This window comes from Hydrogenophaga sp. UC242_50 (assembly GCF_042697355.1).
Classification (GTDB): Bacteria; Pseudomonadota; Gammaproteobacteria; order Burkholderiales; family Burkholderiaceae_C; genus Hydrogenophaga.
The window spans coordinates 3,890,249-3,911,236 of record NZ_CP170553.1 but is presented as its reverse complement, the minus strand read 5'-3'; the positions used below and the strand labels follow the sequence as shown (position 1 = coordinate 3,911,236).

The window sequence follows — 20,988 nt, the reverse complement described above, 5'->3', positions numbered from 1 at the left end:
GGGGTTCAGGGGTTCTGGTAACCGGGGTGCCAGCGCAGCCAGTAACGTTCGAGGCCGCGCGCGAAGACATCGGCCAGCTTGCCGAGCGCGGCGTAGAGCAGGATGCCGACGAGCACGATGTCGGTCTGCAGGAACTCGCGGGCGTTCATCGTGAGGTAGCCGATGCCGGCCTGCGCCGAGATGGTCTCGGCCACGATCAGGATCACCCACATCAGGCCGAGCGAGAAGCGCAGGCCGACCAGGATGGAGGACAGCGCGCCGGGCAGGATGATCTGCGTGTACAGGCCCCAACGCGAGAGGCCGTAGGTGCGGCCCATCTCGATCAGGCCCGGGTCCACGTTGCGGATGCCGTGGAAAGTGTTGAGGTAGATCGGGAAGAACACGGCCACTGCGATGAGGAAGAGCTTGCGCACCTCGTCGATGCCGAACCACAGGATCACCAGCGGGATCAGCGCGAGCGCCGGGATGTTGCGCACCATCTGGATGCTGGAGTCCAGCAGCGTTTCGAAGAAGCGCACCGAGCCGGTGAGCAGGCCCAGCGCCAGGCCCAGGCCGCCGCCGACGGCCAGGCCGATCAGGGCGCGGCCGGCGCTCACCTTCACATGGGTCCAGAGTTCGCCCGAGACGGCCAGTGTCCAGAACGCGGCGACCACGTCCAGCGGCGCGGGCAGCACGCGCGTGGACAACCAGCCCAGCGAGGACGAGAGCTGCCACAGCACCACCAGCAGCACTGGCACCAGCCAGGGCAGGAAGCGCTGCCAGAGGCCGCGCAGCAGCGGGCCGAGGAAGGCACCGGCGCCACGGCCGGGCAGCAGGCCCCAGCCGGGCGCGTCGATGGTGTCGGGCACCGGCGTCACCGGGGCCTCGCGGAGGGTTTGGGCCTGGGCCTGCGTCATGCGGCGCTCCCTTGTGGCGAATGGTCGGGTTCGAGGAACTCCAGCGGGTTGCCCGCGGGGTCGTTGACGAAGAAGCGCAGGTGGCCGGGCAGCGGACGGGTTTCGTCCAGCTCCAGCCCGGCGTCGAGCAGCTTGGCGCGAAAGCCGGGCAGGTTCTGCACTTCGAAGGCCAGGCGCGAAGGCGAGGGCGGCGGGGCCCAGTTCGGCACGGGCACGAGGTCCACGCGCTGCGAGGCGGCGTAGAAGCGCAGCGCGTTGCCGGTGCCGCCCAGGCGGAATTCCTTCAAGCCCAGCAGTTCGCCGTAGAAGTGCCGCACCAGCGACTGCTGGCCGGCGGGGAAGCCAAGCTGCACGTGGTGGATGGAATGGATGGTCATGGCAACTCCGTGACGCTTGCAGAGGTCTCTTCCAGAGACACCGCGGAACCGGCTTCGCCGGGCCGCTGGTGTTGCCCCCTGGAGGGGGTGGCGCGCAGCGCCGCAGGGGTGGGAACGAATACGTTGGCCACGGTTTCGCCGAACGGGCCGGTGAGCGCGGGGCCAGGCAGCTTCTCGCGCAGCTTGCGCGGCAGCAGCGGGAACACGAGTTCGGCGAAGCGGTAGGCTTCTTCGAGGTGCGGGTAGCCCGAGAAGATGAAGTTCTCCAGGCCCAGCTCGGCGTACTCCTGGATGCGCGCGGCCACGGTCTCGGGGTCGCCCACCAGGGCGGTGCCGGCACCGCCGCGCACCAGGCCTACGCCGGCCCACAGGTTGGGGCTGATCTCCAGGTCGGCGCGGGTGCGCTTGGCCCCACCGGCATGCAATGCGGCCATGCGGCGCTGGCCTTCGGAATCCATCTTGGCGAACGCGGCCTGCGCGCGGTTCACCACGTCGTCGTCGAGCTTGCTGATGAGCGCATCGGCGGCGGCCCAGGCCTCGGCGTCGGTCTCGCGCACGATCACGTGCAGGCGGATGCCGAACTTCACCGTGCGGCCGTGTTTCGCGGCGCGGGCGCGCACGTCGGCCACCTTCTTCGCCACCTCGGCCGGCGGCTCGCCCCAGGTGAGGTAGGTGTCCACCTGTTCGCCCGCGAGTTCGTGCGCGGCTTCCGAGGAACCGCCGAAGTACACCGGCGGGTGGGGGTGCTGCAGCGGCGGGAAGAACAGCTTGGCGCCTTTGACCTGCAGGTGCTGGCCGTCGAAGTCGTAGGTCTCGCCTTCGTGGCTGCGGGTGAGGATCTCGCGCCAGATGCGGATGAACTCGGCCGACTGCTCGTAGCGCTGCGCGTGGTCCAGAAACACGCCATCGCCTTCGAGCTCGGCGCGGTCGCCGCCGGTGACGAGGTTGATGAGCAGGCGGCCGTTGGAGAGGCGGTCGAAGCTGGCGGCCATGCGCGCGGCCAGCGCCGGCTGGTGCAGGCCGGGGCGCACGGCCACCAGGAACTTGAGCCGCTGCGTCACCGGCAGCAGGCTGGCGGCGACGACCCAGGGGTCTTCGCAGGAACGGCCGGTGGGAATCAACACGCCTTCGTAGCCCAGGCTGTCTGCCGCCTGCGCCACCTGCTTGAGGTAGTCGTGGTTGAGCTGCCGCCCGCCCTGCGCCGTGCCGAGGTAACGGCTGTCGCCGTGGGTAGGGATGAACCAGAAGATGTTGAGACCCATGACCGTGTTGCTCCTTAACTTGCGTTGACCGCAGCCTCGAGCACGTTGATCTTTTTGGGGATCAGCTTGAGGTTGAAGAAGGTGTCGGCGATGACCTGCTGTTCCTGCAGGATGGCCTTGGTGATCGGGCCGGTGCCGTAGACCTGGCGGGTCACCGAGCGGTCCACCACCGGCTTGGGCAGGCCCCACAGCGGCGCGAACTCGGCGGCCAGCGCGTCGCGGTTGGCGCTGCCCCACTGGTCGAGCTTGTTGATCTCCTCGATCACGATCTTGATCACGTCGGCGTTCTTCGCCGCGTAGTCCAGCGTGGAGAAGTAGTAGGCGCGGTTGTTCACCACGCCGGTGGCGTCGGCCAGGATGCGGCCGTTCAGGCCCACTTCGGCGGCGGCCAGGAACGGGTCCCAGATCACCCAGGCGTCCACGGCGCCTTTCTCGAAGGCGGCGCGCGCATCGGCCGGCGGCAGGAAGACGGACTGCACGTCCTCGTACTTCAGGCCGTTCTTCTCCAGCAGCTTGACCAGGAAGTAGTGCACGTTGGAGCCCTTGTTGTAGGCGACCTTCTTGCCCTTGAGATCGGCCACGCTCTTGATGGCCGAGTCCTTGGGCACGAGCACGGCTTCGGTGGCGGGGCGCGGCACGGTGGCGGCCACGTAGGCCAGCGGCGCGCCGGCGGCCTGCGCGAAGATGGGCGGGGCTTCGCCCACGTCGCCGAAGTCGATCGAGCCGACGTTGAGCGCTTCGAGCTGCACCGGGCCGGCGGTGAATTCGGTCCAGCTGATCTTCACGCCCAGGGGGGCGAGACGCTGTTCCAGCGTGCCCCGGCCTTTGAGCAGGCTGAGGAAACCTTTCTGGTGGCCGACGCGGAACACGCGGTTGGTCTGCTGGGCCTGCGCGGGCAGGCTGGGCAGTGAGGCGAGGGCGGCGGCGCCCACGCCCGAGAGGACGAAGCGGCGGCGGTTGGAGACATCGAAGGTCATGGCGGTGGTGTTCGTTGAAGGGGTCAGGACGCTGCGCGCTTTCGCGGCGGCGATGCTCCAGGAGGCCGCGGTGACGGCCAGCAGCTGGGCGATGTGGCGGCGCAGGTCGGCCGCACTGAAGGGCTTGGACATGGCGCAGGTCTCAGGGCTGGGCGACGACGACGGCTTCGTTGACCTTGATCGCCTTGGGGATCAGCTTGAGTTCGAAGAAGGTGTCGGCGATCTTTTGCTGGTCGGCGGCCACGGCGGGCGTGATCGGCTTGACGTTGAACTCGTAGCGCTGCAGCGCGAGTTCGACCACTTCGACCGGCAGGCCTTGCAGCGGCGCGATGAGTTCGGCGGCCTGGCGCAGGTTCTTCTTGAGCCAGATGCCTTGCGCCACGGAGTCCTCGAACAGGGCTTCGATCACCTTGGGGTTCTTGCTGACGAAGTTGCGCGCGCCCAGGTAGTACTGGTAGTTGTTGACCACGTTGCCCGTGCCGTCGGCCAGCACGCGGGCGCCGGTGGCTTTTTCGGCGGCGGCCTGGAACGGGTCCCAGATCACCCAGGCGTCCACGTTCTTGCTTTCGAAGGCGGCGCGGCCATCGGCCGGGGCGAGGTAGACCGGCGTGATGTCGGTGATCTTCAGGCCGTGTTTTTCCAGTTGCTTCACCAGCAGGTAGTGCACGTTGCTGCCCTTGTTGAGCGCGACCTTCTTGCCCTTGAGGTCGGCGACCGACTTGATGGGCGAGTCCTTGGTGACGAGGATGGCTTCGGCGCGCGGCGCGGCCGGGTCGTAGCCGAAGTAGACGAACTGCGCGCCGGCGGCCTGCGCGAAGATGGGCGGGGCTTCACCCACGTAGCCCACGTCCACCGCGCCGACGTTGAGGCCTTCGAGCAGCTGCGGGCCGGCCGGGAACTCGACCCACTTCACGCCGAAGCCCAGCGGGGCGAGCTTCTTCTCCAGCGTGCCTTGCGCCTTCTGCAGCACGAACAGGCTGGCCGACTTCTGGTAGCCGATGCGCAGCTCGCCCTTGGTCTGCGCTTTCGCTTCGGGCACCGGCAGCAACAGCAGGGCCAGGCCGAAGGCGGCGATGACGAAGACCAGGAAGCCGATGGCCCATTGCTTCAGGCGGCTGAAACGCGTGGGCTCGACCGGCACGCCGGCCTCGGGGTGGTGTTGAAACAGTTCACTCATGATCAATTCCTCTGTCTGTGACGAAGGCGCAGGCAACGGCCGTCAAGGCCACCCGCGCGGTGGCTGAAAAAAACGAATGGGGATGCGGGCGAGATCGGCCGGGTGGTCCCGGCTCGCGGCGGCTCAGACGCTACATCGCACCTGGGCGAACGGCACGGGCGCGAACCCGGCCGTGACCGGCATTCGCAGGCCTTCGTGGAGGAGGGTGTTCACGGCGTCGTCCAGCCGGTCACCGATTTCGGTGCCGACGTGGTACTGGCCTTCGGTGTCCTTCGGGATCTGCGCATCGGTGGCGTAGACCCCGGGGAGGATGTGCCGCGCCGCGAGCGACTGCAGCACGGGGCGCAGCGCGTAGTCGAGCGCGAGCATGTGGTGCGGGCTGCCGCCGGTGGCGCAGCGGCAGCACCACCTTGCCCTTGAGGGCGGATTGCGGCAGCAGGTCCAGGAAGACCTTGAGCACGCCGCTGTAGGCGGCCTTGTAGACCGGGGTGCGCCACGACCACGGCGCGCGCGGTCTCCACCTGGCTCAGCGCGGAGCGGATGGACTTGTGGCCCACGTCCGCCAGCAGCAGGGCCTGGGGAGACAGGTCCCGGATGTGCAGGCGTTCGATCAGCGCGTGGCGCAGGCCCAGCCGTTGGGACACCGCATCGAGCAGCGCCGCCGAGCGCGAGTGCTCGGACGGGCTGCCTGCGATCAAGAGAATGGACACGGTGTGTTTCCCTGAAGGGTCGTTCGTTCTTGTGGGTGGCAGCGCGAAGGCTTCTTCTTACTTCTTGGTGTAGATCTGGTCGAAGCTGCCACCGTCGGCGAAGTGCACCTTGGCCGCTTTGTCCCAGCCGCCGAAGGCGTCTTCGATCTTGAACAGGTTGAGCTTGGGCAGCTGCTTGGCGTACTTGGCCTGGGCCTTGGCCGAGGTCGGGCGGTAGAAGTGCTTGCCGATGATGTCCTGCGCCTCTTCGGTGTACAGGAACTCCAGGTAGGCCTGGGCCACGGCGCGCGTGCCCTTCTTGTCCACGTTCTTGTCCACGACCGTCACGGCGGGCTCGGCCAGGATGGACAGCGAGGGGTAGACGAAGTCCACCTTGTTGCCGAATTCCTTCTCCAGCAGGTAGGCCTCGTTTTCCCAGGAGATGAACACGTCGCCCTGGTTGCGCTGCGCGAAGGTGATGGACGAGCCGCGCGCGCCGGTGTCGAGCACGGGCACGTTGGCGTACAGCTTGCCCACGAACTCCTTGGCCTTGTCGTCGCTGCCGTACTTGCGCTTGGCGAATTCCCAGGCGGCCAGGTAGTTCCAGCGCGCGCCGCCGGAGGTCTTGGGGTTGGGGGTGATGACCTTGACGTCGGGGCGGATCAGGTCGTCCCAGTCCTTGATGTTCTTGGGGTTGCCCGCGCGGGTCACCAGCACGATGGTGGAGGTGTAGGGCGAGCTGTTGAGCGGCAGGCGCTTCTGCCAGTCCTTGGGGATCCAGTTGCCGTTGTCGTGCAGGGCGTCGGTGTCACCGGCCAGGGCCAGGGTGGCGACGTCGGCGTCCAGGCCGTCGATGATGGAGCGGGCCTGCTTGCCCGAGCCGCCGTGGCTTTGCTTGATGGTCACGTCCTGACCGGTCTTGGCCTTCCAGGCCTTGGCGAAGGCGGCGTTGTACTCGACGTAGAGCTCGCGCGTCGGGTCGTACGACACGTTGAGCAGCGTCACCGGCGCCGGCTGGGCCACGGCGGAAAGCGCGCTGGCGGTGAGGGCGGTGGCGGCGAAGGCCTGGATCAGTTGGCGGCGGGTGGTCATGTCGTTCCTCATGGGGATGCGTTGAAGGGATGCCGGATGATCCTTTCAAAGCCACGGATAAGGAACGAATGGTTTTTTGGTTGTTTATTACTTAAACATCTGAGCCGGTTTTTCCTTCCGCCGGGCCGCGCCGGAGCGCGCGAAAGCCCTGGCGGACGCGCTCGACCAGGGCCTGCTCCAGCGTGGAGGCCGGGAAGTGGGGGTTGCGCACCATGAAGACCTGGGTCGACGGCGCCTTGCGCACCGGGCGGAAGGCCAGCCGGTCGTGCGGCCAGGCGCGCGCGGTCAGGCTGTCGACCACCGCCACGCCCGCGCCGGCCGCCGCCAGCGCGCAGGCCACCTGGCCCGAGCGCACCTCGATGCGCTGACGGCCCGGGTCGATCGCGCGCGGGTAGGCCTGGGCCACCATGCGGCCCTGCGGCGTGTCGGGGCTGAAGGCGATCAGCGGCTCCTTCACGATCTCGCGCAGCGAGACCGCGCTTTCCTGCTCGAAGCGGTGGCCTTTCTGGAACACGCAACTGAGCGACCACGAACCGATGGCTTCGGTGACCAGGGGCGGGTGGTCGATGGGCAGGCTGCTGAAGCCCACGTCGGCCTCGCCGATGGAGAGCAGGCGCACCATCTCGCGCACCAGCTGCGATTCCACATAGAAGCGCGAGTCCGGGTAGCGGGCCGAGAGCGAGGACACCGCCTCGGGAATGATTTCCAGCAGCAGGCTGGGCGTCGCCAGCACGCGCACGGCCAGGCCGCCGCCGGACTTCAGGGCCTGGGCTCGCGCGTCGATGCGCTGCACGCCCCGGTAGACCTGCTCCACCTCGGCGTACAGCGCGTGGGCCTCGGGCGTGGGCTTGAGCCGGCCCTTGCCGCGCTCGAACAGGCTCACGCCGAGCTGCAGCTCGATGTGGCCGATCATGCGGCTGATGCCGGGTTGCGAGACGTGCAGCAGCCGGGCCGCGTCGGCGGTGGATCCGGTCAACATGGTGGCTCGGAACACCTCAATCTGTCGCAGGTTCATGGCCTTCCTTCCAATCGATAACAGCATGTTATTGCATGCCATCGAATTGGTATTTGCCTGTTAGGGGGTCCGTTTCTACGATGCCGGCTTCCGACACCGATCCTGGAGACAACACATGACCTCGCCTTCCGCTTCTTCCTCGCCCCTCGTCCGCCGCCGCACGCTGCTCTCGGGCGCCGCCGCCCTGGGCTGTGCCGCCGCCGTCTGCGCACAGGGCGTGCTCGCGCAGTCGGCCTGGCCTTCGCGCCCCGTGCGCATCATCGTGCCCTTCGCCCCCGGTGGCGGTGCCGACAGCTCGGCGCGCGTGCTGGCCGAGCTGTTCGCCGCCCAGCTGGGCCAGGGCGTGATCGTGGAGAACAAGCCCGGCGCGGGCAGCGCCGTGGGCGTGAACGCCGCCGCGCAGAGCAAGGACGGCCACACCCTGCTGATGGGCAGCAACAGCATGGTGATCAATCCCTCGCTGATCCCCAACATCGGCTACGACGTGGCGCGCGATTTCGACGCCGTGGGCATGGTCTCGGCCCAGCCGCTGGTGCTGGTGGTGCCGGCCAACTCGCCGCTCAAGAGCTTCGCCGACGTGGTCGCCGAAGCGAAGGCCAAGCCCGGCCAGCTCATGGCGGGCAACAGCGGCAACGGCACGCTGGCCCACCTGGCTTCGGAAATCTTCGCCAGCCAGACCGGCACCACGATCACCCCCGTGCCCTACAAGGGTGAGAGCGCGCTCATGCCCGACCTGATGGGCGGCCTGGTCTCGCTGGGCTTCCTGAACCTGCCCAGCGTGATCGCGAACATCCGCTCGGGCCGCCTGCGCGCGCTGGCCGTGTCCTCGCCGAAGGAAGTGCCGGAGCTGCCGGGCGTGCCCACCTTCCGCTCGCTCAACCAGCCCAGCCTGGAAGTGCAGGGCTGGGCCGCGCTGTTCGCGCCCAAGGACTCGATCCCCGCCGACGGCCTGACCAAGCTCGAGAAGCTGCTGGCCCAGGCGCTGGCCTCGGACGCGGTGAAGAGCCGCTTCGCCACGCTGGCCGTGTCGCCGGTGAGCCAGAGCCGCGCGGAGACCGTGAAGTTCATGAAGGCCGAGACCGAGCGCTACGCCGCCGTGATCAAGGCGCGTGGCATCAAGGCGGAGTGAACGTGAGCCCTGCCAACGGACGGGCACCGATGACGGTGGATGTGCTGGTGTGCGGCGGCGGTGTCGCCGGCACCATGGCGGCCGTGGCCGCGGCGCGCCAGGGCGCTTCGGTGCTGCTGGTGGAGCGCTACGGCTTCCTGGGCGGCAACGCCACCGGCGGGGCCGTGGCCCAGTTCAACAGCTGGCAGACCGAGAACGGCCGCCGCGTGATCGCCGGGCTGCGCCAGCGAGGTGGTGGAGCGGTTGCGCGCCTACCAGGCGGCCGGCGAGCACGAGGTCTTCGTGATGTCCACCGGCCACCGCATGGACCGGGTGGAGTACGCGCCCGAGGTGCTCAAGCTGGTGCTCGACGACCTCGTGACCGAAGCCGGCGTGCAGCCCATGCTGCACGCCCAGGTGTGCGACGTGGTGCGCGAAGGCGATCGCATCCAGGCCGTGCGCCTGCTCACCAAGAGCGGCGTGATCGAGGTGAACCCGCGCGTGGTGATCGACACCTCGGGCGACATCGACGTGCTGCACCGCGCGGGCGCGGACTTCCTGGAGCTGGACGCGGGCGATGCCCTGCAGCCGGCCACCATGATGTTCCGCTTTGGCCCGATCGACTTCGCGCGCTTCGACGCGCTGGCGCCGGCCGAGGTGCAGGCCCTGGCGCGCCAGGGTTATGAAAGCGGCGAGCTGGCGCGGGCCGCGCTGCACTCGTCGCGCGACCCGTACTCCCACGACGGCTGGTTCAACATCAGCCGCCTGGGGCATCGACGCCACCGACGCCAGCGCGCTCAGCCGCGCCGAGATCGACGGCCGCCGCCAGGCCTGGAAGGCCGCGGCCTACCTGCGCCGCGCCGTGCCCGGCTGCGAGGGCGGCCGCCTGCAGGCCTTCGCCACCCAGGTCGGCATCCGCGAGACGCGGCGCGTGCAGGGCGACCACGTGCTCACCGCCGAGGAGTTGCTGCAGCCCACGAGCTTCGCCGACGGCATCGCCTGTGGCGCCTACCCGATCGACATCCACCCCGCCGCGGGCGGCGAGCTGATCTATTCGGGCCTGGGCGAAGACCACGCATACCAGATTCCCTACCGCAGCCTGATCCCCACCGGCCTGTCGAACGCGCTGGTGGCGGGGCGCGGCATCTCGGCCACGCACGCGGCGCTGGCCGCCATCCGCGTGATGACGATCTCGATGGCGGTCGGCCAGGCGGCCGGCACCGCCGCCGCCATGGCCTGCCAGGCCGAGGGCGCGCCCGACGTGCGCGCGGTGGACGCGGCGGCGCTGCGCGCCAGCCTGGTCGCGCAGGGTTCCCTGGTGGGCGGTTGAGCGTGCGCATCGATGGCCGCACCGAGCTGATCGCCCTCATCGGCCACCCGACCCACACGGTCAAGTCGCCGATGATCTACAACCCGCATTTCGAAGCAGTCGGCATCAACGCCCTGGTGATGCCCATGGACTGCCGGCCCGAGTATTTCAGCGTGCTGATGCGCGGCCTGTTCGCGCTGGAGAACACGCGCGGCGCGCTCATCACCATGCCGCACAAGGTCGCCACCCTGGCGCTGCTGGACGAGGCCAGCGTGGCCGTGAAGGTGGCGGGCTCCTGCAACGCGGTCAAACGCACCGAGGACGGCCGCCTGGTGGGCGACATGTTCGACGGCGAAGGCTTCGTGCGCGGCGTGCGCCGCAAGGGGCTGCCGCTGGCGGGCGCGAGCGCGCTGGTGGTGGGCAGCGGCGGCGTGGGCTGCGCCATCGCGGCCTCGCTGGCCGGCGCGGGCGTTGCGCACGCTGGCCTTGTTCGACGCGAACGCCGCCTCGGCCCAGGCCCTGGCCGATCGCTTGCGCCAGCACCACCCGGCGTTGCGGGTGCGTGTGGGCAGCAAGGACCCCCAAGGCTTCGACCTCGTGGTCAACGCCACGCCGCTGGGCATGAACGCGGGCGACCCCTTGCCGCTGGACGTGGACCGCCTCTCGCCCGACACGCTGGTGGGCGAGGTGGTGATGAAAGCCGAGATGACGTCGCTGCTGCAGGCCGCGCGGGCCCGGGGCTGCCCGGTGCAGATCGGCACCGACATGCTGTTCGAGCAGATCCCGGCCTACCTGGAATTCTTCGGCCTGCCCACGGCGACGGCGGACCAGCTGCGCGCGACCGCGCGGCTGGCCTACTGAGGCCCGCCGCTCACGCGCGGGCGGCGTGCTGGTAGCCGGTGCGCAGCAGCGGGGTGAGGGCGCCGAAGCGCGGCCACTCCAGCAGCACACCTTGCGCTTGCAGCAGCCGCTGGAAGTCCTGCAGCAGCTCCGGCTTGGCGCGCACCGCGCGCGGTGGCTCGGCCCGTTGCAAGGCGAAGGCGGCGAGCGAGCCGGCGGCTTCGCCGATGCTCCATTCGGTGGCGTGTTCGCGGTAGGCGCCGTTGGTGACGCGCGTGGTGCCGAGGTTCTTGCAGGCCGGCAGCAGGTTGTCCACCCGCTGCGGCAGCAGGGCGCCCAGCGGGATCTGGAACGGGTACGCGTCGATGTCCACCGTGTTGCGCCCGCGCGTGCTGGGGTGCAGGTCGATGCGGTAGGCACCGATGCCCACGCTGTCGAAGAAGCGCTCCGCGCCGTCCTGCCCCGGCCGCGCGGCCACGCCGATGTGCTGTTCGAGCACGGTGAACTCGGCCTGGATGCGCCGGCCTTCGCGCCAGTAGACCTGCTGGGCCATGCCGTCTTCGGTGCCCAGCACGTCGCCGCGCAGGCGCAGGCCCGGGTAGCCCACGCCGCCGTCGTGGCGCGGGGCCTCGGTCTGCATCCAGTAGAAGAAGCCCAGGCTGAACTGCTTGGCCTGCCGCAGCGCGTGCTGCTCCTCGGCCTCGGACACGCCGATCAGCGGCTTCTCCCAATAGTCCATCTGCGGCCAGTTGGCCAGCGTGATGTCGCTCTCGTAGGCCCCCGGCTGGAAGTGGCCGCGCCAGGCGATGCGGCGCGCGTGCCAGAGGTCGTACACGCCGGGCGCGTCGGTGTCGCCCGCGAACAGGGCGCGGGTGCGCGGCTGGTGGGTGACGAAGTCCGACAGCGTCCAGCTGTACTGGGCGTTGGGCCAGCAGTCGAGCTGCAGGGTGCGGAAGCGCTCGTAACCTTCGGGTTGGTCGATCACGTGGTGCTCGCCCGGGCGGTGCTCCATGGCGAAGCACCAGGTCACGGCCTGCTGGTCCATGGGGTCGGCCTGCGCCAGGGCATGGGGCTCCTGCGTGGCCGACTGCGCCTCGGCGCCCAGCACGTGTTCCACGCCGGCCTGTTGCAGCAGCTCGCCGGTTTCGGTGGCGTCGATGAACAGCGGCGCCTGCAGCACGCTCTCGCGGCCCGTTCGCAGGTCGCGCAGTTCCAGCGCCCTGAGCCGGTCGCCTTCGCTGTGCGCGCGTTGCACGCGGTGCTGGCGCAGCACGCGCAACCGGCCATCGTGTTCCCAGGGCGCGAGCAGTTCGTCGATCACCTTCGCGGCCACCCAGGGCTCGTGGCACAGGGTGCTCACATTGCCCTGACCGGGGTTGAGGCACAGCGCGCGCCGGGCCTCGGGGGTGAGGGGCAGGTGCAGGCGGTAGTGCTCGCGGATGGCGCGGCGCAGCTGCGCGTAGCTCTGCGAGGCCTGCAGCGATTCGATCCAGGGGTACTCGTCGGGCGGCACGGCCTGAGCCGTGAGCTGCCCGCCGAGCCACTGCATCGCCTCCACCAGCACCACGCGCCGGCCCAGCCGCAGCGCGGCCAGCGCCGCCGACACCCCACCCAGGCCACCACCGACGATGGCGACCTCCGTTGTCCAACCGCCTGCCACCACCGCCATGCTCATTCCACCTTGATGCCCATGCGGCGGATCGCTTCGCCGTAGCGCTGCGTGTCCGAGCCGATCAGTTTCTGGAACTCGGCCGGCGTGCCGCCGCCGGACTCCAGGCCCAGACCGCTCAGGCGCTCGCGCAGCTCGGGCTGTTGCAGCGCGGCGTTGAGCTCGCGGTTCAGGCGCTCCACCACGGCGGCGGGGGTGCCCGCCGGCGCCAGCACGCCGAACCAGCCGATCACCTCGAAGTCGCGGATGCCTTGTTCGATCACCGTGGGCACGTCGGGCAGCGCGGTGCTGCGGGTGCGGGTGGTCACGGCCAGCGCGCGCAGCTTGCCCGACTGGATGTGGGGCAGGGCGCTGGAGGGAATCTCGAAGCCGACCTGCACCTCGCCCGAGAGCAGCGCGGTGAGCGCCGGGCCGGAGCCTCGGTAGGGCACCTGGACCATGTCGGTGCCGGTGTCCTTCTTCAGGAACTCGGCCGCCAGCGCGGTGGTGGTCGCGCCACCGCCGCCGGCGGCGTAGTTCAGCGTGCCGGGCGCCTTGCGCGCGGCGTCGAGCAGTTCGCTGAGCGATTTCCAGGGCTGGGCGGCCGGGACCACGACCACCACCGGCGTGGCCGCGAGCTTGATCACCGGGGTGAAGGCCTTGATCGGGTCGTAGCGCAGCGTGGGGTAGAGCGCGCCGCTGCCGGCGTGGCCGCTGGTCACCAGCAGCAGGGTGTGGCCGTCGGGCGTGGCCGAGGCCACCGCGGCGGCGGCGATGGTGCCGCCCGCGCCGGGCTTGTTGTCGACGACCACGGGCTGGCCGAGCGCGCCGGTGAGTTTCTGCGAGATGGCGCGCGCCAGGATGTCGGCCGAGCCGCCGGCGGCGAAGCCCACGGTGAGGGTGACGGGCTTGCTGGGCCAGGCCGCTGGTGCCTGGGCCTGGGCCAGCAGGGCGGTCGAGCACAGCGCGGTGGCGAGGGCGGTGCGCGCCAGGGCGCGCCGGTGAAGCTTGAACATGTCTTGTCTCCTGAATGAATCCCGGTGTTCGGGCCGAGTGGGGGGATGCTAGGAGGGCCGCTCCATACGATCCAATACTTTTCCGCCAGTTCTGAATAACACGGGGTTATGCGTGGGCGACAATGCGGCCCATGAACCTGCGTCAGATCGAGGTGTTCCGCGCCGTCATGACCACCGGCTCCACCACCGAGGCCGCGCGGCTGCTGCACGTCTCGCAGCCGGGCATCAGCCGCCTGGTGCGCCACCTGGAGCTGCAGCTGGGCGTGGCCCTGTTCGAGCGCCGCAGCGGCCGGCTGGTGCCCACGGCCGAGGCGCGCGAGCTGCAGGAGGAAATCGAGAAGGTCTACCGGGGCGTGCAGCACGTGCGCGACGTGGCGGCTCACCTGCGCTTCGGCACGCGCACCACGTTGCGCGTGCTCTCCAGCGCCAACACCGCACTGCAGCTGGTGCCGCGCTGCATCGCCGCGCTGGTCGGCCAGGCCACCACCGCGCGCGTGCTGTTCGAGTCGCTGCCCACGCGCGAGATCGTCAAGCTGCTGGTGACGGAGGAGGCCGACGTTGCGCATCTCCAGCGCGCCGCTGGACCACCCGGCGCTGGACATCGAGGAGATCGGCCGCTGGGAGCTGCTCTGCGCCTTGCCCGCCGACCATGCGCTGCTGAAGAGGGCCAAGCCGTCGTTGGCCGAGGTGCTGGCCGGCCGCCTCGTGGTCTACAGCCCGGAGGCACCGCAAAGCGCGGTGATCGACCACTGGATCGAATCGCACGGCGTGGCGCGCAACGTGGCGGCCGAGGTGCGCTCGGGCCTGGCCGCGTGTTCGGTGGCGGCCACCGGCGCGGCCGTGGCCTTCGTGGACGACCTCTCGGCCCGCGCCCACCGGCCCGAAGGCCTGGTGTTCACGGCGCTGCCGGGTTCACCCACGTTTCCGATCTTCGCGGTGCGCAACCGGCACCGTCCGCTCTCGCGCCTGGGCACCGCGTTCCTGCAGATCGCGCGCGAGCAGCTGGAGGCCCTGCGCGCGGCGCCCCTGCCGCTGCACAAGGCCGCGCTGCGCTGAAGGACGTTCAGGCCGCCGCGATCGGCAGGCCCACGAGCTTTTCGAGTTCGGCGTGGTCCAGGCCCTCGACCTTGTCGATCAGCTTCAGACCTTGCGGCGTGCACGCCAGCGTGGCGAGGTCGCTGTAGATGCGCTTGACGCAGCCGATGCCGGTGAGCGGGTAGCTGCACTGCGCCACCACCTTGCTCGCGCCCTGCTTGGTGAGCAGGTCCATCATCACCCAGGTCTGCTTGGCGCCGATGGCCAGGTCCATCGCGCCGCCCACGGCCGGGATGGAGCCCGCTTCGCCGGTGCTCCAGTTGGCGAGGTCGCCGGTGGCCGAGACCTGGAAGGCGCCGAGCACGCAGATGTCCAGGTGGCCGCCACGCATCATGGCGAAGCTGTCGGCGTGGTGGAAGAACACGCCGCCGGGCAGCAGCGTCACCGGCTGCTTGCCGGCGTTGATCAGGTCGTAGTCTTCCTCGCCCGCGGCCGGCGCCGGGCCCATGCCCAGGATGCCGTTCTCGCTGTGCAGCACCACCTCGATGCCCGGGGGCAGGTGGTTCGCGACCAGCGTGGGCTGGCCGATGCCCAGGTTCACGTAGGCGCCGTCGTGGATGTCCTGCGCCACGCGGCGCGCGAGTTCGTCTTTGGTTCTTCTCGTGTAGCTCATGCGGCCTCCTTGAAACCACCGGCCTGCGTGCGCACGCGGGGGATCTGCACGATGGCGCTCACGTGGATGCCGGGCGTTACCACCCCTTCGGGGTCGAAGCTGCCGAGTTCGGCGATCCCGTAGACGCTGGCGATGGTGCGCTTCGCGGCGGTGGCGATCACCGGGCCGAAGTTGCGCGCGGCCTTTCGGTAAGTGAGGTTGCCCCAGCGGTCGCCGCGCTCGGCCTTGATGAGCGCCACGTCGCCGAAGATCGGGTACTCCAGCACATAGGGCTTGCCGTTGATCACGCGCGTTTCCTTCGCGCTGCCGTCGGCGTTCTTCGCGAGTTCGGTGCCGAAGCCGGTGGGCGTGAAGAAGGCGCCGATGCCGGCGCCGGCGGCGCGCAGGCGCTCGGCCAGGTTGCCTTGCGGCACCAGCTCGAGTTCGAGCTGGCCGCTGCGGTAGAGCGCGTCGAACACATGGCTGTCGGCCTGGCGCGGGAAGCTGCAGATGACCTTGCGCACGCGCCCGGCCTTGAGCAGCGCGGCCAGGCCGGTGTCGCCGTTGCCGGCGTTGTTGTTGACCACGGTGAGCTCGCGCGCGCCCTGGTCGATCAGGCCGTCGATGAGTTCACCGGGAATGCCAGCGGTGCCGAAACCACCGATGAGCACGGTGGCGCCGTCTTCGATGCCGGTGAGCGCCTCGGCGACCGAGGCGGCGATCTTGTTGATCACGGAAGTTCTCCTTCAGGGGGTGCCCGCGCATTTTGTCAGCGAAAGGCCCGCCATTTCGTGTCCACATTTCCCTCTGCGGAAAACTGATTTTCAGGTGACCCGAAAGGCACCCGGGCCCGGATAGGCTGCGATCATCGCGGGGAACGACGCATCAAGATAGGGACAAAAAGGCATGAAATCATTCGTCTACCAGAACCTGCCGGCGCGCGTGGTCTTCGGTGCCGGCTCGCTGGCCCAGCTGCCGCGCGAAATGGACGCCCTGGGCGCGGCGCGCGCGCTGGTGCTCAGCACGCCCGAGCAACGCGCCTCGGCCGAACGCGTGGCCGAACTGCTCGGCGCGCGCGCCGCCGGCATCTTCGACCGCGCGGTGATGCACGTGCCGATCGAGACCGCGCGCGAAGCCCGCGAGGTGGCGCGCCAGCTGGGCGCGGACTGCGCCGTGGCCATCGGCGGCGGCTCCACCACCGGCCTGGGCAAGGCCATCGCGCTCGACTCGGGCCTGCCCATCGTCGCCATCCCCACCACCTACGCGGGCTCGGAGATGACGCCCATCTACGGCATCACCGAAGCCGGCCTGAAGAAAACCGGCAAGGACCCGCGCGTGCTGCCGCGCACGGTGATCTACGACCCCGAACTCTCTTTGGGCCTGCCCGTGGCAATGAGCGTGACCAGCGGCATCAACGCCATCGCGCACGCGGCCGAAGGCCTGTACGCGACCGACGCCAACCCCATCATCGACCTCATGGCCGAAGAGGGCATCGCCGCGCTGGGCCGCGCGCTGCCGCGCATCCGCGCGCAGCCGGCGGACGCCGAGGCGCGGTCCGACGCACTGTACGGCGCCTGGCTCTGCGGCACCGTGCTCGGCGCGGTGGGCATGGCCCTGCACCACAAGCTCTGCCACACCCTGGGCGGCAGCTTCAACCTGCCGCACGCCGAGACGCACACCATCGTGCTGCCGCACGCCCTGGCCTACAACGCGGCGGCGGCCCCGCAAGCCATGGAACGCATCCGCCGCGCCCTGGGCGGCGCGAGCGCGGCGCAGGCGGTGCACGACCTCGCCAAGGCCAACGGCGCGCCGGTGGCGCTGAAGGATATCGGCATGAAGGCACAAGACCTGGACAAGGCCTGCGAGATCGCGATGAGCAACCAGTACCCGAACCCGAGGCCGCTGGAGGCGGGGGCGATCCGGCGCTTGCTGCAGGATGCGTTCGAGGGCACGCGGCCTTCCTGAGGCTAGCGCTGGCCCTGCGCCAGCAGATCCACATACGCCCCACACACCAGCTGCGAGGGCGCGATGCCGAGGTCGGTCATCAGCCGGTGCGCTTCGCGCACGCCGGCTTCCAGCGGTTCGCCGTCTTCGAGCACCACCTCCAGTTCGAGGAAGTCGCCCAGGCCTTGCACCTTGTCGAGGTGGATGCGGGTGCGCCCCAGCAGGTACAGCGTGCGGTCCTTGATGACGCGGCCGATCTCGCCGTGCGCCAGCGCGAGGGCTTCGCGCAGGCTGGCCGGGCTGGCGGTGGGTGAGCGCACGTAGAACGATTCCTTGGGGCCTTGCCGGTCGGTGCGGCGGTAGAAGATCAGCTCGCCTTCCGTTTCTGAAAACACGCGCAGCTTGAGGCGGCCGTTGTCGCAGCGGAAGAAAGTGTCGTCCTGCGCGATGGCGATGGGGCCGTGGTCGGCCATGGCGGCGGCCTTGGCGGCGACGGCGCTGAAGTTGTCCAGGCGGGCTTTGATCTCGACGTTTCTCGGCATGGTGGGGGCGATGGCGGGGTGGTCAGGCCGCGGCCTGGGGTGGTGCAAGGAGTTTGCGCATCAAGGCGTTCGGGATGATGACACCCGCGCGCACGGGAAAGCGCTGCTCCACGACCTCGAACCCGAAGCGGGCGAAGAAGGGCTGCGCGGTTCGGCTGACGTCCGCCGTGAGTTCGGTGAGGCCCTGGCGGGCCGCCTCTTCGTGAATGCGCTCCATGAGGCGGCGGCCCACCCCCTGGCGAGGAAAGTCGGCGGACACGAAGAAGTGATCGATGTAGCCGCTGGGTTGCAGGTCCGCGTAGCCGGCGATCACGCCATCGACCTCGGCCACGAAGGGCCGAAGGCGGCGCATCTTGATGGCCCACGGCCCCGGGTCCTGCCGGTCCGGCGCCCAGGCCTGGACCTGCTCGGGCGTGTAGTCGCGCGAAGCCACGCGGTGGATGGCCTCGCGGTGCACGCGGTAGAGGGCCGCTTCGTCGCCGGGCTGGAAAGGGCGGATGTTCATCGTTCGATGGCGCTCTGAGAGACGGTCAGTAGACGGAGAAGCGGCCCGTCCACTTGCGCTCGTAGTCCATCTTCTCGAAGTGCGCGGCCATGAAGTCGATGAAGGTGCGCACCTTGGCGCTGAGGTGCTTGCGGCTGGGGTAGGCCAGGTTGACGGTGAGGCGGGGCAGATCCCAGTCGTCGAGCATGGGCACCAGGCGGCCGGCGACGATGTCGTCGTAGACGATGTAGCTGGGCTGGACCAGGATGCCCATGCCGTCGAGCGCGGCGGCGCGCAGGATCTGGCCGTCGTTGCTCTCCAGCAGGCCCTTCACGTTGACGGTCTGCTGCTCGTCGCCGCGCGTGAAGCGCAGTTCGTTGGGGTTGTTGGCGTGCGTGTAGATCAGCAGCTTGTGCCGGTGCAGGTCGTCGATGGTGCGCGGCACGCCGTGGCGCGACAGGTAGGCTGGCGACGCCGTGAGGATGCGCCGCGTGCCCGCGAGCCGGCGGATGGTGATGTTGGAGTCGGGCTCGTATTCGCGGTTGCGGATCGCCACATCGATGTTGTTGTCGATGATGTCCAGGTAGCGGTTGGCCGCCTCCACGTGCACCGACACATTGGGGTAGCGCTCGGTGTACTCGCGCAGCAGCGGCGCGATGTGGTGCATGGAGAACGAGAGCGAGGCGGTGACGCGCAGCACGCCGGTGGGGTTGAGCGCGGCCGCGTTCACGGTGGACTCGGCGTCGCGCAGGTCGGCCAGGATGGCGCGCGAGCGCTGGAAGAACTCCTGCCCCGTGTCGGTGAGGTAGAGGCGGCGCGTGTTGCGCTCCACCAGGCGCACGCCCAGGCGCGTCTCCAGCGCGGCCAGGTGGCGGCTCGCGCTGGCGTTGGACAAATTGAGCAGCTCGGCCGCGCGGCTCAGGCTGCCGGTCTCGGCCACCTGCACGAACAGTTCGATCTCGGTCCAGCGGTCCATGGTCTCCTCTTTGTTGCGCCTGACGAAAAAGTCATTTTTGTCTCAGGTCTTTTTCGGGGTCTCCCAAGGCCGTACATTGTGCCGGCACTCCCGGAGACCACGCTTGAGAAACCTCGACCAGTACAACATCACCCAGGCGGTGCTCGCGCGCATGGCGAACACGCCAGACCCGCGCCTCAAACAGATCATGACCAGCCTGGTGCAGCACCTGCACGCCTTCGCGCGCGAAGTGAAGCTGACCGAGGCCGAGTGGAAGGCCGGCATCGACTTCCTCACCGCCACCGGCCACAAATGCACCAACCAGCGGCAGGAATTCATCCTGCTCTCGGACGTGCTCGGCCTGTCCATGCTGACGGTGGCGCAGAACAACGACAAGCCCGCCGGCTGCACCGAGGCCACGGTGTTCGGGCCCTTCCACGTGGAAGGCGCGCCGCACTACGAGCACGGCGCCGACGTGGCCAACGGCGCGGCCGGCACGCCCTGCCTGGTGCGCGGCAGCGTGCGCGGGCTCGACGGCACGCCGGTGGCCGATGCCGTGATCGACGTGTGGCAGGCCGACGCCGACGGCATGTACGACGTGCAGCGCACCGACCTGCCCGAGGCCCAGGGCCGGGGCGTGCTGCGCAGCGGCCCCGACGGGCGTTTCCACTTCCAGAGCGTGGTGGCCGAGCCGTACCCGATTCCCGACGACGGCCCGGTGGGCGACATGCTGCGCGCCACCGGCCGCCACCCCTGGCGCCCGGCGCACCTGCATTTCATGATCCAGGCGCCCGGCTACGAAACGCTGGTGACGCACGTGTTCCGCGACGGTGGCGAGTACCTCGACTCGGATGTGGTGTTCGGCGTGCGCCAGTCCCTGGTGGCCGACTGGGTGCGGCAGCCCGATGGCACCCACACGCTGGACTTCGACTTCGTGCTCAACCGGGCCCAGCCCGCCACCGCCGCACGCGCCACATGATCAAACACATCGTCATGTGGAACGTGCACGGCGAGACCGCCGTGGCCAAGGCGCACAACGCGCAGCGGCTCAAACGCGCCTTCGAAGGCCTGCGCGAGCAGATCCCCGGCCTGCTGCGGCTGGAGATCGGCCTGGACGAAAGCGGCGTGGACTACGCCTGCGACGCCGTGCTCTACGCCGAATTCGAGTCGCGCCAGGCCCTCGACGACTACGCCCACCACCCCGCGCACACCCGCGTGCGCCACGAACTGGAGGGCGTGCGCACCGCGCGCCACCAGGTCGACTTCGAAACCCTTTGAATCACCGCAACCCCCCGAGGAGACAAGCCATGATCGAACAACAACTCAAAGACGAACTGCTGATCCGGCAGATGGTGGAGCGCTGGGCCGTGTGGCGCGACGCCGGCGACTGGGAGCGCTTCGCCACCGTGTGGCACCCCCGGGGCGTGATGATGGCGCACCTGGTTCCAGGGACCGTTCGCCGACTTCATCCGCGTCACGCAGGAAGGCTGGGCCAAGGGCGTGAGCATCCTGCACTTCCTGGGCGGCTCGGCGATCGAGGTGGCGGGCGACCGCGCCATCGCGCAGACCAAGATGACCATCTCGCAGCGCGGCATGGTCGACGGCGCCAACGGCCCCGTGATGTGCGACGTGGTCTGCACCGGCCGCTTCTACGACTTCGTGGTGCGCGAAAAAGGCGAGTGGAAGCTGCTGCACCGCCAGCCCATCTACGAAAAAGACCGCATCGACCCGATCGATTCCACCGCCGTGCTCGCGCTCGACCAGGAATCCCTGGCCAGGATGCCCGAGGGCTACCGCCACCTGGCCTACATCCAGACCCGCATCGGCTACACGGTGAAGATGGACATGCCCATGCTCAAGGGCCTCGAGGTGGACGAGCTCTACCGCCGTGGCGCGCGCTGGCTGGCCGGCGGCGAGCTGGAGCGCGAAGTGAACCCGGGCTGAGTTTCATGCGGCGGGCGCGGGCCGCT

The 20,988-nt window shown here is 69.5% G+C and carries 22 protein-coding genes and 5 pseudogenes; 11 read left to right on the top strand and 16 right to left on the bottom strand.

The window, feature by feature from the left end:
* Nucleotides 1-5: 5 nt before the first annotated feature.
* The 8 genes and pseudogenes from ssuC to ACFJGX_RS19830 all read right to left on the bottom strand — a co-directional run bounded on the left by ssuC (nt 6) and on the right by ACFJGX_RS19830 (nt 7,449).
* On the bottom strand, nt 6-896 hold the full coding sequence (gene ssuC / locus ACFJGX_RS19865; protein ID WP_382326856.1) for an aliphatic sulfonate ABC transporter permease SsuC: 891 nt from the start codon (nt 894-896) through the stop codon (nt 6-8).
* Nucleotides 893-1,273, bottom strand: a complete 381-nt coding sequence (locus ACFJGX_RS19860; protein ID WP_382324279.1) for a VOC family protein — start codon at nt 1,271-1,273, stop codon at nt 893-895. Before ACFJGX_RS19860 ends, ssuC begins: the two co-directional genes overlap by 4 nt.
* Entirely contained in the window at nt 1,270-2,535 is a 1,266-nt protein-coding gene (gene ssuD / locus ACFJGX_RS19855; protein WP_382326854.1) for an FMNH2-dependent alkanesulfonate monooxygenase, read from the bottom strand. The genes ACFJGX_RS19860 and ssuD overlap by 4 nt, the downstream gene beginning before the upstream one ends.
* Nucleotides 2,536-2,549: 14 nt before the next feature.
* A complete protein-coding gene (locus ACFJGX_RS19850) occupies nt 2,550-3,512 on the bottom strand; it encodes a sulfonate ABC transporter substrate-binding protein (RefSeq protein WP_382325576.1) in 963 nt (320 codons plus the stop codon).
* 142 nt (nt 3,513-3,654) lie between these two features.
* Nucleotides 3,655-4,689 carry a sulfonate ABC transporter substrate-binding protein gene (locus tag ACFJGX_RS19845; protein ID WP_382158630.1) on the bottom strand — a complete coding sequence of 345 codons (1,035 nt, stop codon included), beginning with the start codon at nt 4,687-4,689 and terminating at the stop codon, nt 3,655-3,657.
* Nucleotides 4,690-4,812: 123 nt separating this feature from the next.
* A pseudogene (gene ssuE, locus ACFJGX_RS19840) lies at nt 4,813-5,399 on the bottom strand (NADPH-dependent FMN reductase).
* Nucleotides 5,400-5,456: 57 nt separating this feature from the next.
* Nucleotides 5,457-6,470: a sulfate ABC transporter substrate-binding protein gene (locus ACFJGX_RS19835; protein ID WP_382324281.1), complete on the bottom strand. Its 1,014-nt coding sequence runs from the start codon at nt 6,468-6,470 to the stop codon at nt 5,457-5,459.
* Between the two features lie 91 nt (nt 6,471-6,561).
* A complete protein-coding gene (locus ACFJGX_RS19830; RefSeq protein ID WP_382326852.1) occupies nt 6,562-7,449 on the bottom strand; it encodes a LysR family transcriptional regulator in 888 nt (295 codons plus the stop codon).
* A gap of 151 nt (nt 7,450-7,600) precedes the next feature.
* Between ACFJGX_RS19830 and ACFJGX_RS19825 the strand changes: the two genes are divergently transcribed.
* The 5 genes and pseudogenes from ACFJGX_RS19825 (at nt 7,601) to ACFJGX_RS19805 (ending at nt 10,763) form a co-directional block, all read left to right on the top strand.
* Complete coding sequence (locus ACFJGX_RS19825) at nt 7,601-8,614, top strand: Bug family tripartite tricarboxylate transporter substrate binding protein (RefSeq protein ID WP_382326850.1); 1,014 nt, start codon at nt 7,601-7,603, stop codon at nt 8,612-8,614.
* 29 nt (nt 8,615-8,643) lie between these two features.
* A pseudogene (locus ACFJGX_RS19820) lies at nt 8,644-8,970 on the top strand (FAD-dependent oxidoreductase); the annotation flags it as partial.
* A pseudogene (locus tag ACFJGX_RS19815) lies at nt 8,900-9,232 on the top strand (FAD-dependent oxidoreductase); the annotation flags it as partial. The pseudogenes ACFJGX_RS19820 and ACFJGX_RS19815, both read left to right, overlap by 71 nt.
* Before the next feature lie 43 nt (nt 9,233-9,275).
* Nucleotides 9,276-9,923 carry an FAD-dependent oxidoreductase gene (locus tag ACFJGX_RS19810; protein ID WP_382328755.1) on the top strand — a complete coding sequence of 216 codons (648 nt, stop codon included), beginning with the start codon at nt 9,276-9,278 and terminating at the stop codon, nt 9,921-9,923.
* Nucleotides 9,924-9,925: 2 nt separating this feature from the next.
* Nucleotides 9,926-10,763: pseudogene (locus ACFJGX_RS19805) on the top strand (shikimate dehydrogenase family protein).
* Nucleotides 10,764-10,773: 10 nt separating this feature from the next.
* Here ACFJGX_RS19805 and ACFJGX_RS19800 read toward each other — a convergent pair.
* Entirely contained in the window at nt 10,774-12,411 is a 1,638-nt protein-coding gene (locus ACFJGX_RS19800; RefSeq protein ID WP_382324289.1) for an FAD-dependent oxidoreductase, read from the bottom strand.
* A gap of 2 nt (nt 12,412-12,413) precedes the next feature.
* The gene (locus tag ACFJGX_RS19795; RefSeq protein ID WP_382324291.1) at nt 12,414-13,406 is read right to left on the bottom strand and encodes a tripartite tricarboxylate transporter substrate-binding protein; all 993 of its coding nucleotides are present in this window, start codon (nt 13,404-13,406) and stop codon (nt 12,414-12,416) included.
* Between the two features lie 122 nt (nt 13,407-13,528).
* On the opposite strand from ACFJGX_RS19795, the pseudogene ACFJGX_RS19790 reads away from it, so the two are divergent.
* Nucleotides 13,529-13,663 (top strand): annotated as a pseudogene (locus tag ACFJGX_RS19790) (LysR family transcriptional regulator); the annotation flags it as partial.
* A gap of 122 nt (nt 13,664-13,785) precedes the next feature.
* Here the strand turns inward: ACFJGX_RS19790 and ACFJGX_RS19785 are convergent.
* Nucleotides 13,786-13,938 (bottom strand): hypothetical protein, encoded by a 153-nt coding sequence (locus tag ACFJGX_RS19785; RefSeq protein ID WP_382326849.1) that lies wholly within the window; start codon nt 13,936-13,938, stop codon nt 13,786-13,788.
* Nucleotides 13,939-13,964: 26 nt separating this feature from the next.
* On the opposite strand from ACFJGX_RS19785, the gene ACFJGX_RS19780 reads away from it, so the two are divergent.
* Nucleotides 13,965-14,462, top strand: a complete 498-nt coding sequence (locus ACFJGX_RS19780) for a LysR substrate-binding domain-containing protein (RefSeq protein ID WP_382326847.1) — start codon at nt 13,965-13,967, stop codon at nt 14,460-14,462.
* Between the two features lie 7 nt (nt 14,463-14,469).
* Here the strand turns inward: ACFJGX_RS19780 and ACFJGX_RS19775 are convergent, their stop codons facing one another.
* The gene (locus ACFJGX_RS19775; protein WP_382326845.1) at nt 14,470-15,114 is read right to left on the bottom strand and encodes a 3-oxoacid CoA-transferase subunit B; all 645 of its coding nucleotides are present in this window, start codon (nt 15,112-15,114) and stop codon (nt 14,470-14,472) included.
* On the bottom strand, nt 15,111-15,827 hold the full coding sequence (locus ACFJGX_RS19770; protein ID WP_382326843.1) for a 3-oxoacid CoA-transferase subunit A: 717 nt from the start codon (nt 15,825-15,827) through the stop codon (nt 15,111-15,113). Before ACFJGX_RS19770 ends, ACFJGX_RS19775 begins: the two co-directional genes overlap by 4 nt.
* Before the next feature lie 172 nt (nt 15,828-15,999).
* On the opposite strand from ACFJGX_RS19770, the gene ACFJGX_RS19765 reads away from it, so the two are divergent.
* The gene (locus tag ACFJGX_RS19765) at nt 16,000-17,058 is read left to right on the top strand and encodes a maleylacetate reductase (protein ID WP_382324295.1); all 1,059 of its coding nucleotides are present in this window, start codon (nt 16,000-16,002) and stop codon (nt 17,056-17,058) included.
* A 2-nt stretch (nt 17,059-17,060) separates the two neighbouring features.
* On the opposite strand, the gene ACFJGX_RS19760 is transcribed toward ACFJGX_RS19765, so the two are convergent.
* Genes ACFJGX_RS19760 through ACFJGX_RS19750 form a run of 3 tightly spaced genes read right to left on the bottom strand, consistent with a single transcriptional unit; the run spans nt 17,061 to nt 19,039 of the window.
* Nucleotides 17,061-17,579 carry a class IV adenylate cyclase gene (locus tag ACFJGX_RS19760; RefSeq protein WP_382324297.1) on the bottom strand — a complete coding sequence of 173 codons (519 nt, stop codon included), beginning with the start codon at nt 17,577-17,579 and terminating at the stop codon, nt 17,061-17,063.
* A 22-nt stretch (nt 17,580-17,601) separates the two neighbouring features.
* The gene (locus tag ACFJGX_RS19755) at nt 17,602-18,084 is read right to left on the bottom strand and encodes a GNAT family N-acetyltransferase (protein ID WP_382324299.1); all 483 of its coding nucleotides are present in this window, start codon (nt 18,082-18,084) and stop codon (nt 17,602-17,604) included.
* 25 nt (nt 18,085-18,109) lie between these two features.
* Nucleotides 18,110-19,039 (bottom strand): LysR family transcriptional regulator, encoded by a 930-nt coding sequence (locus ACFJGX_RS19750; protein WP_382158600.1) that lies wholly within the window; start codon nt 19,037-19,039, stop codon nt 18,110-18,112.
* A 103-nt stretch (nt 19,040-19,142) separates the two neighbouring features.
* Here ACFJGX_RS19750 and ACFJGX_RS19745 point away from each other — a divergent pair, with 103 nt between their 5' ends.
* From ACFJGX_RS19745 to ACFJGX_RS19735, 3 genes are all read left to right on the top strand, one after another.
* Complete coding sequence (locus ACFJGX_RS19745) at nt 19,143-19,997, top strand: intradiol ring-cleavage dioxygenase (protein ID WP_382158598.1); 855 nt, start codon at nt 19,143-19,145, stop codon at nt 19,995-19,997.
* Nucleotides 19,994-20,296 carry a Dabb family protein gene (locus tag ACFJGX_RS19740; RefSeq protein ID WP_382158596.1) on the top strand — a complete coding sequence of 101 codons (303 nt, stop codon included), beginning with the start codon at nt 19,994-19,996 and terminating at the stop codon, nt 20,294-20,296. Before ACFJGX_RS19745 ends, ACFJGX_RS19740 begins: the two co-directional genes overlap by 4 nt.
* A gap of 222 nt (nt 20,297-20,518) precedes the next feature.
* Nucleotides 20,519-20,962 (top strand): nuclear transport factor 2 family protein, encoded by a 444-nt coding sequence (locus tag ACFJGX_RS19735; RefSeq protein ID WP_382324301.1) that lies wholly within the window; start codon nt 20,519-20,521, stop codon nt 20,960-20,962.
* The last annotated feature ends 26 nt before the right edge of the window (nt 20,963-20,988 follow it).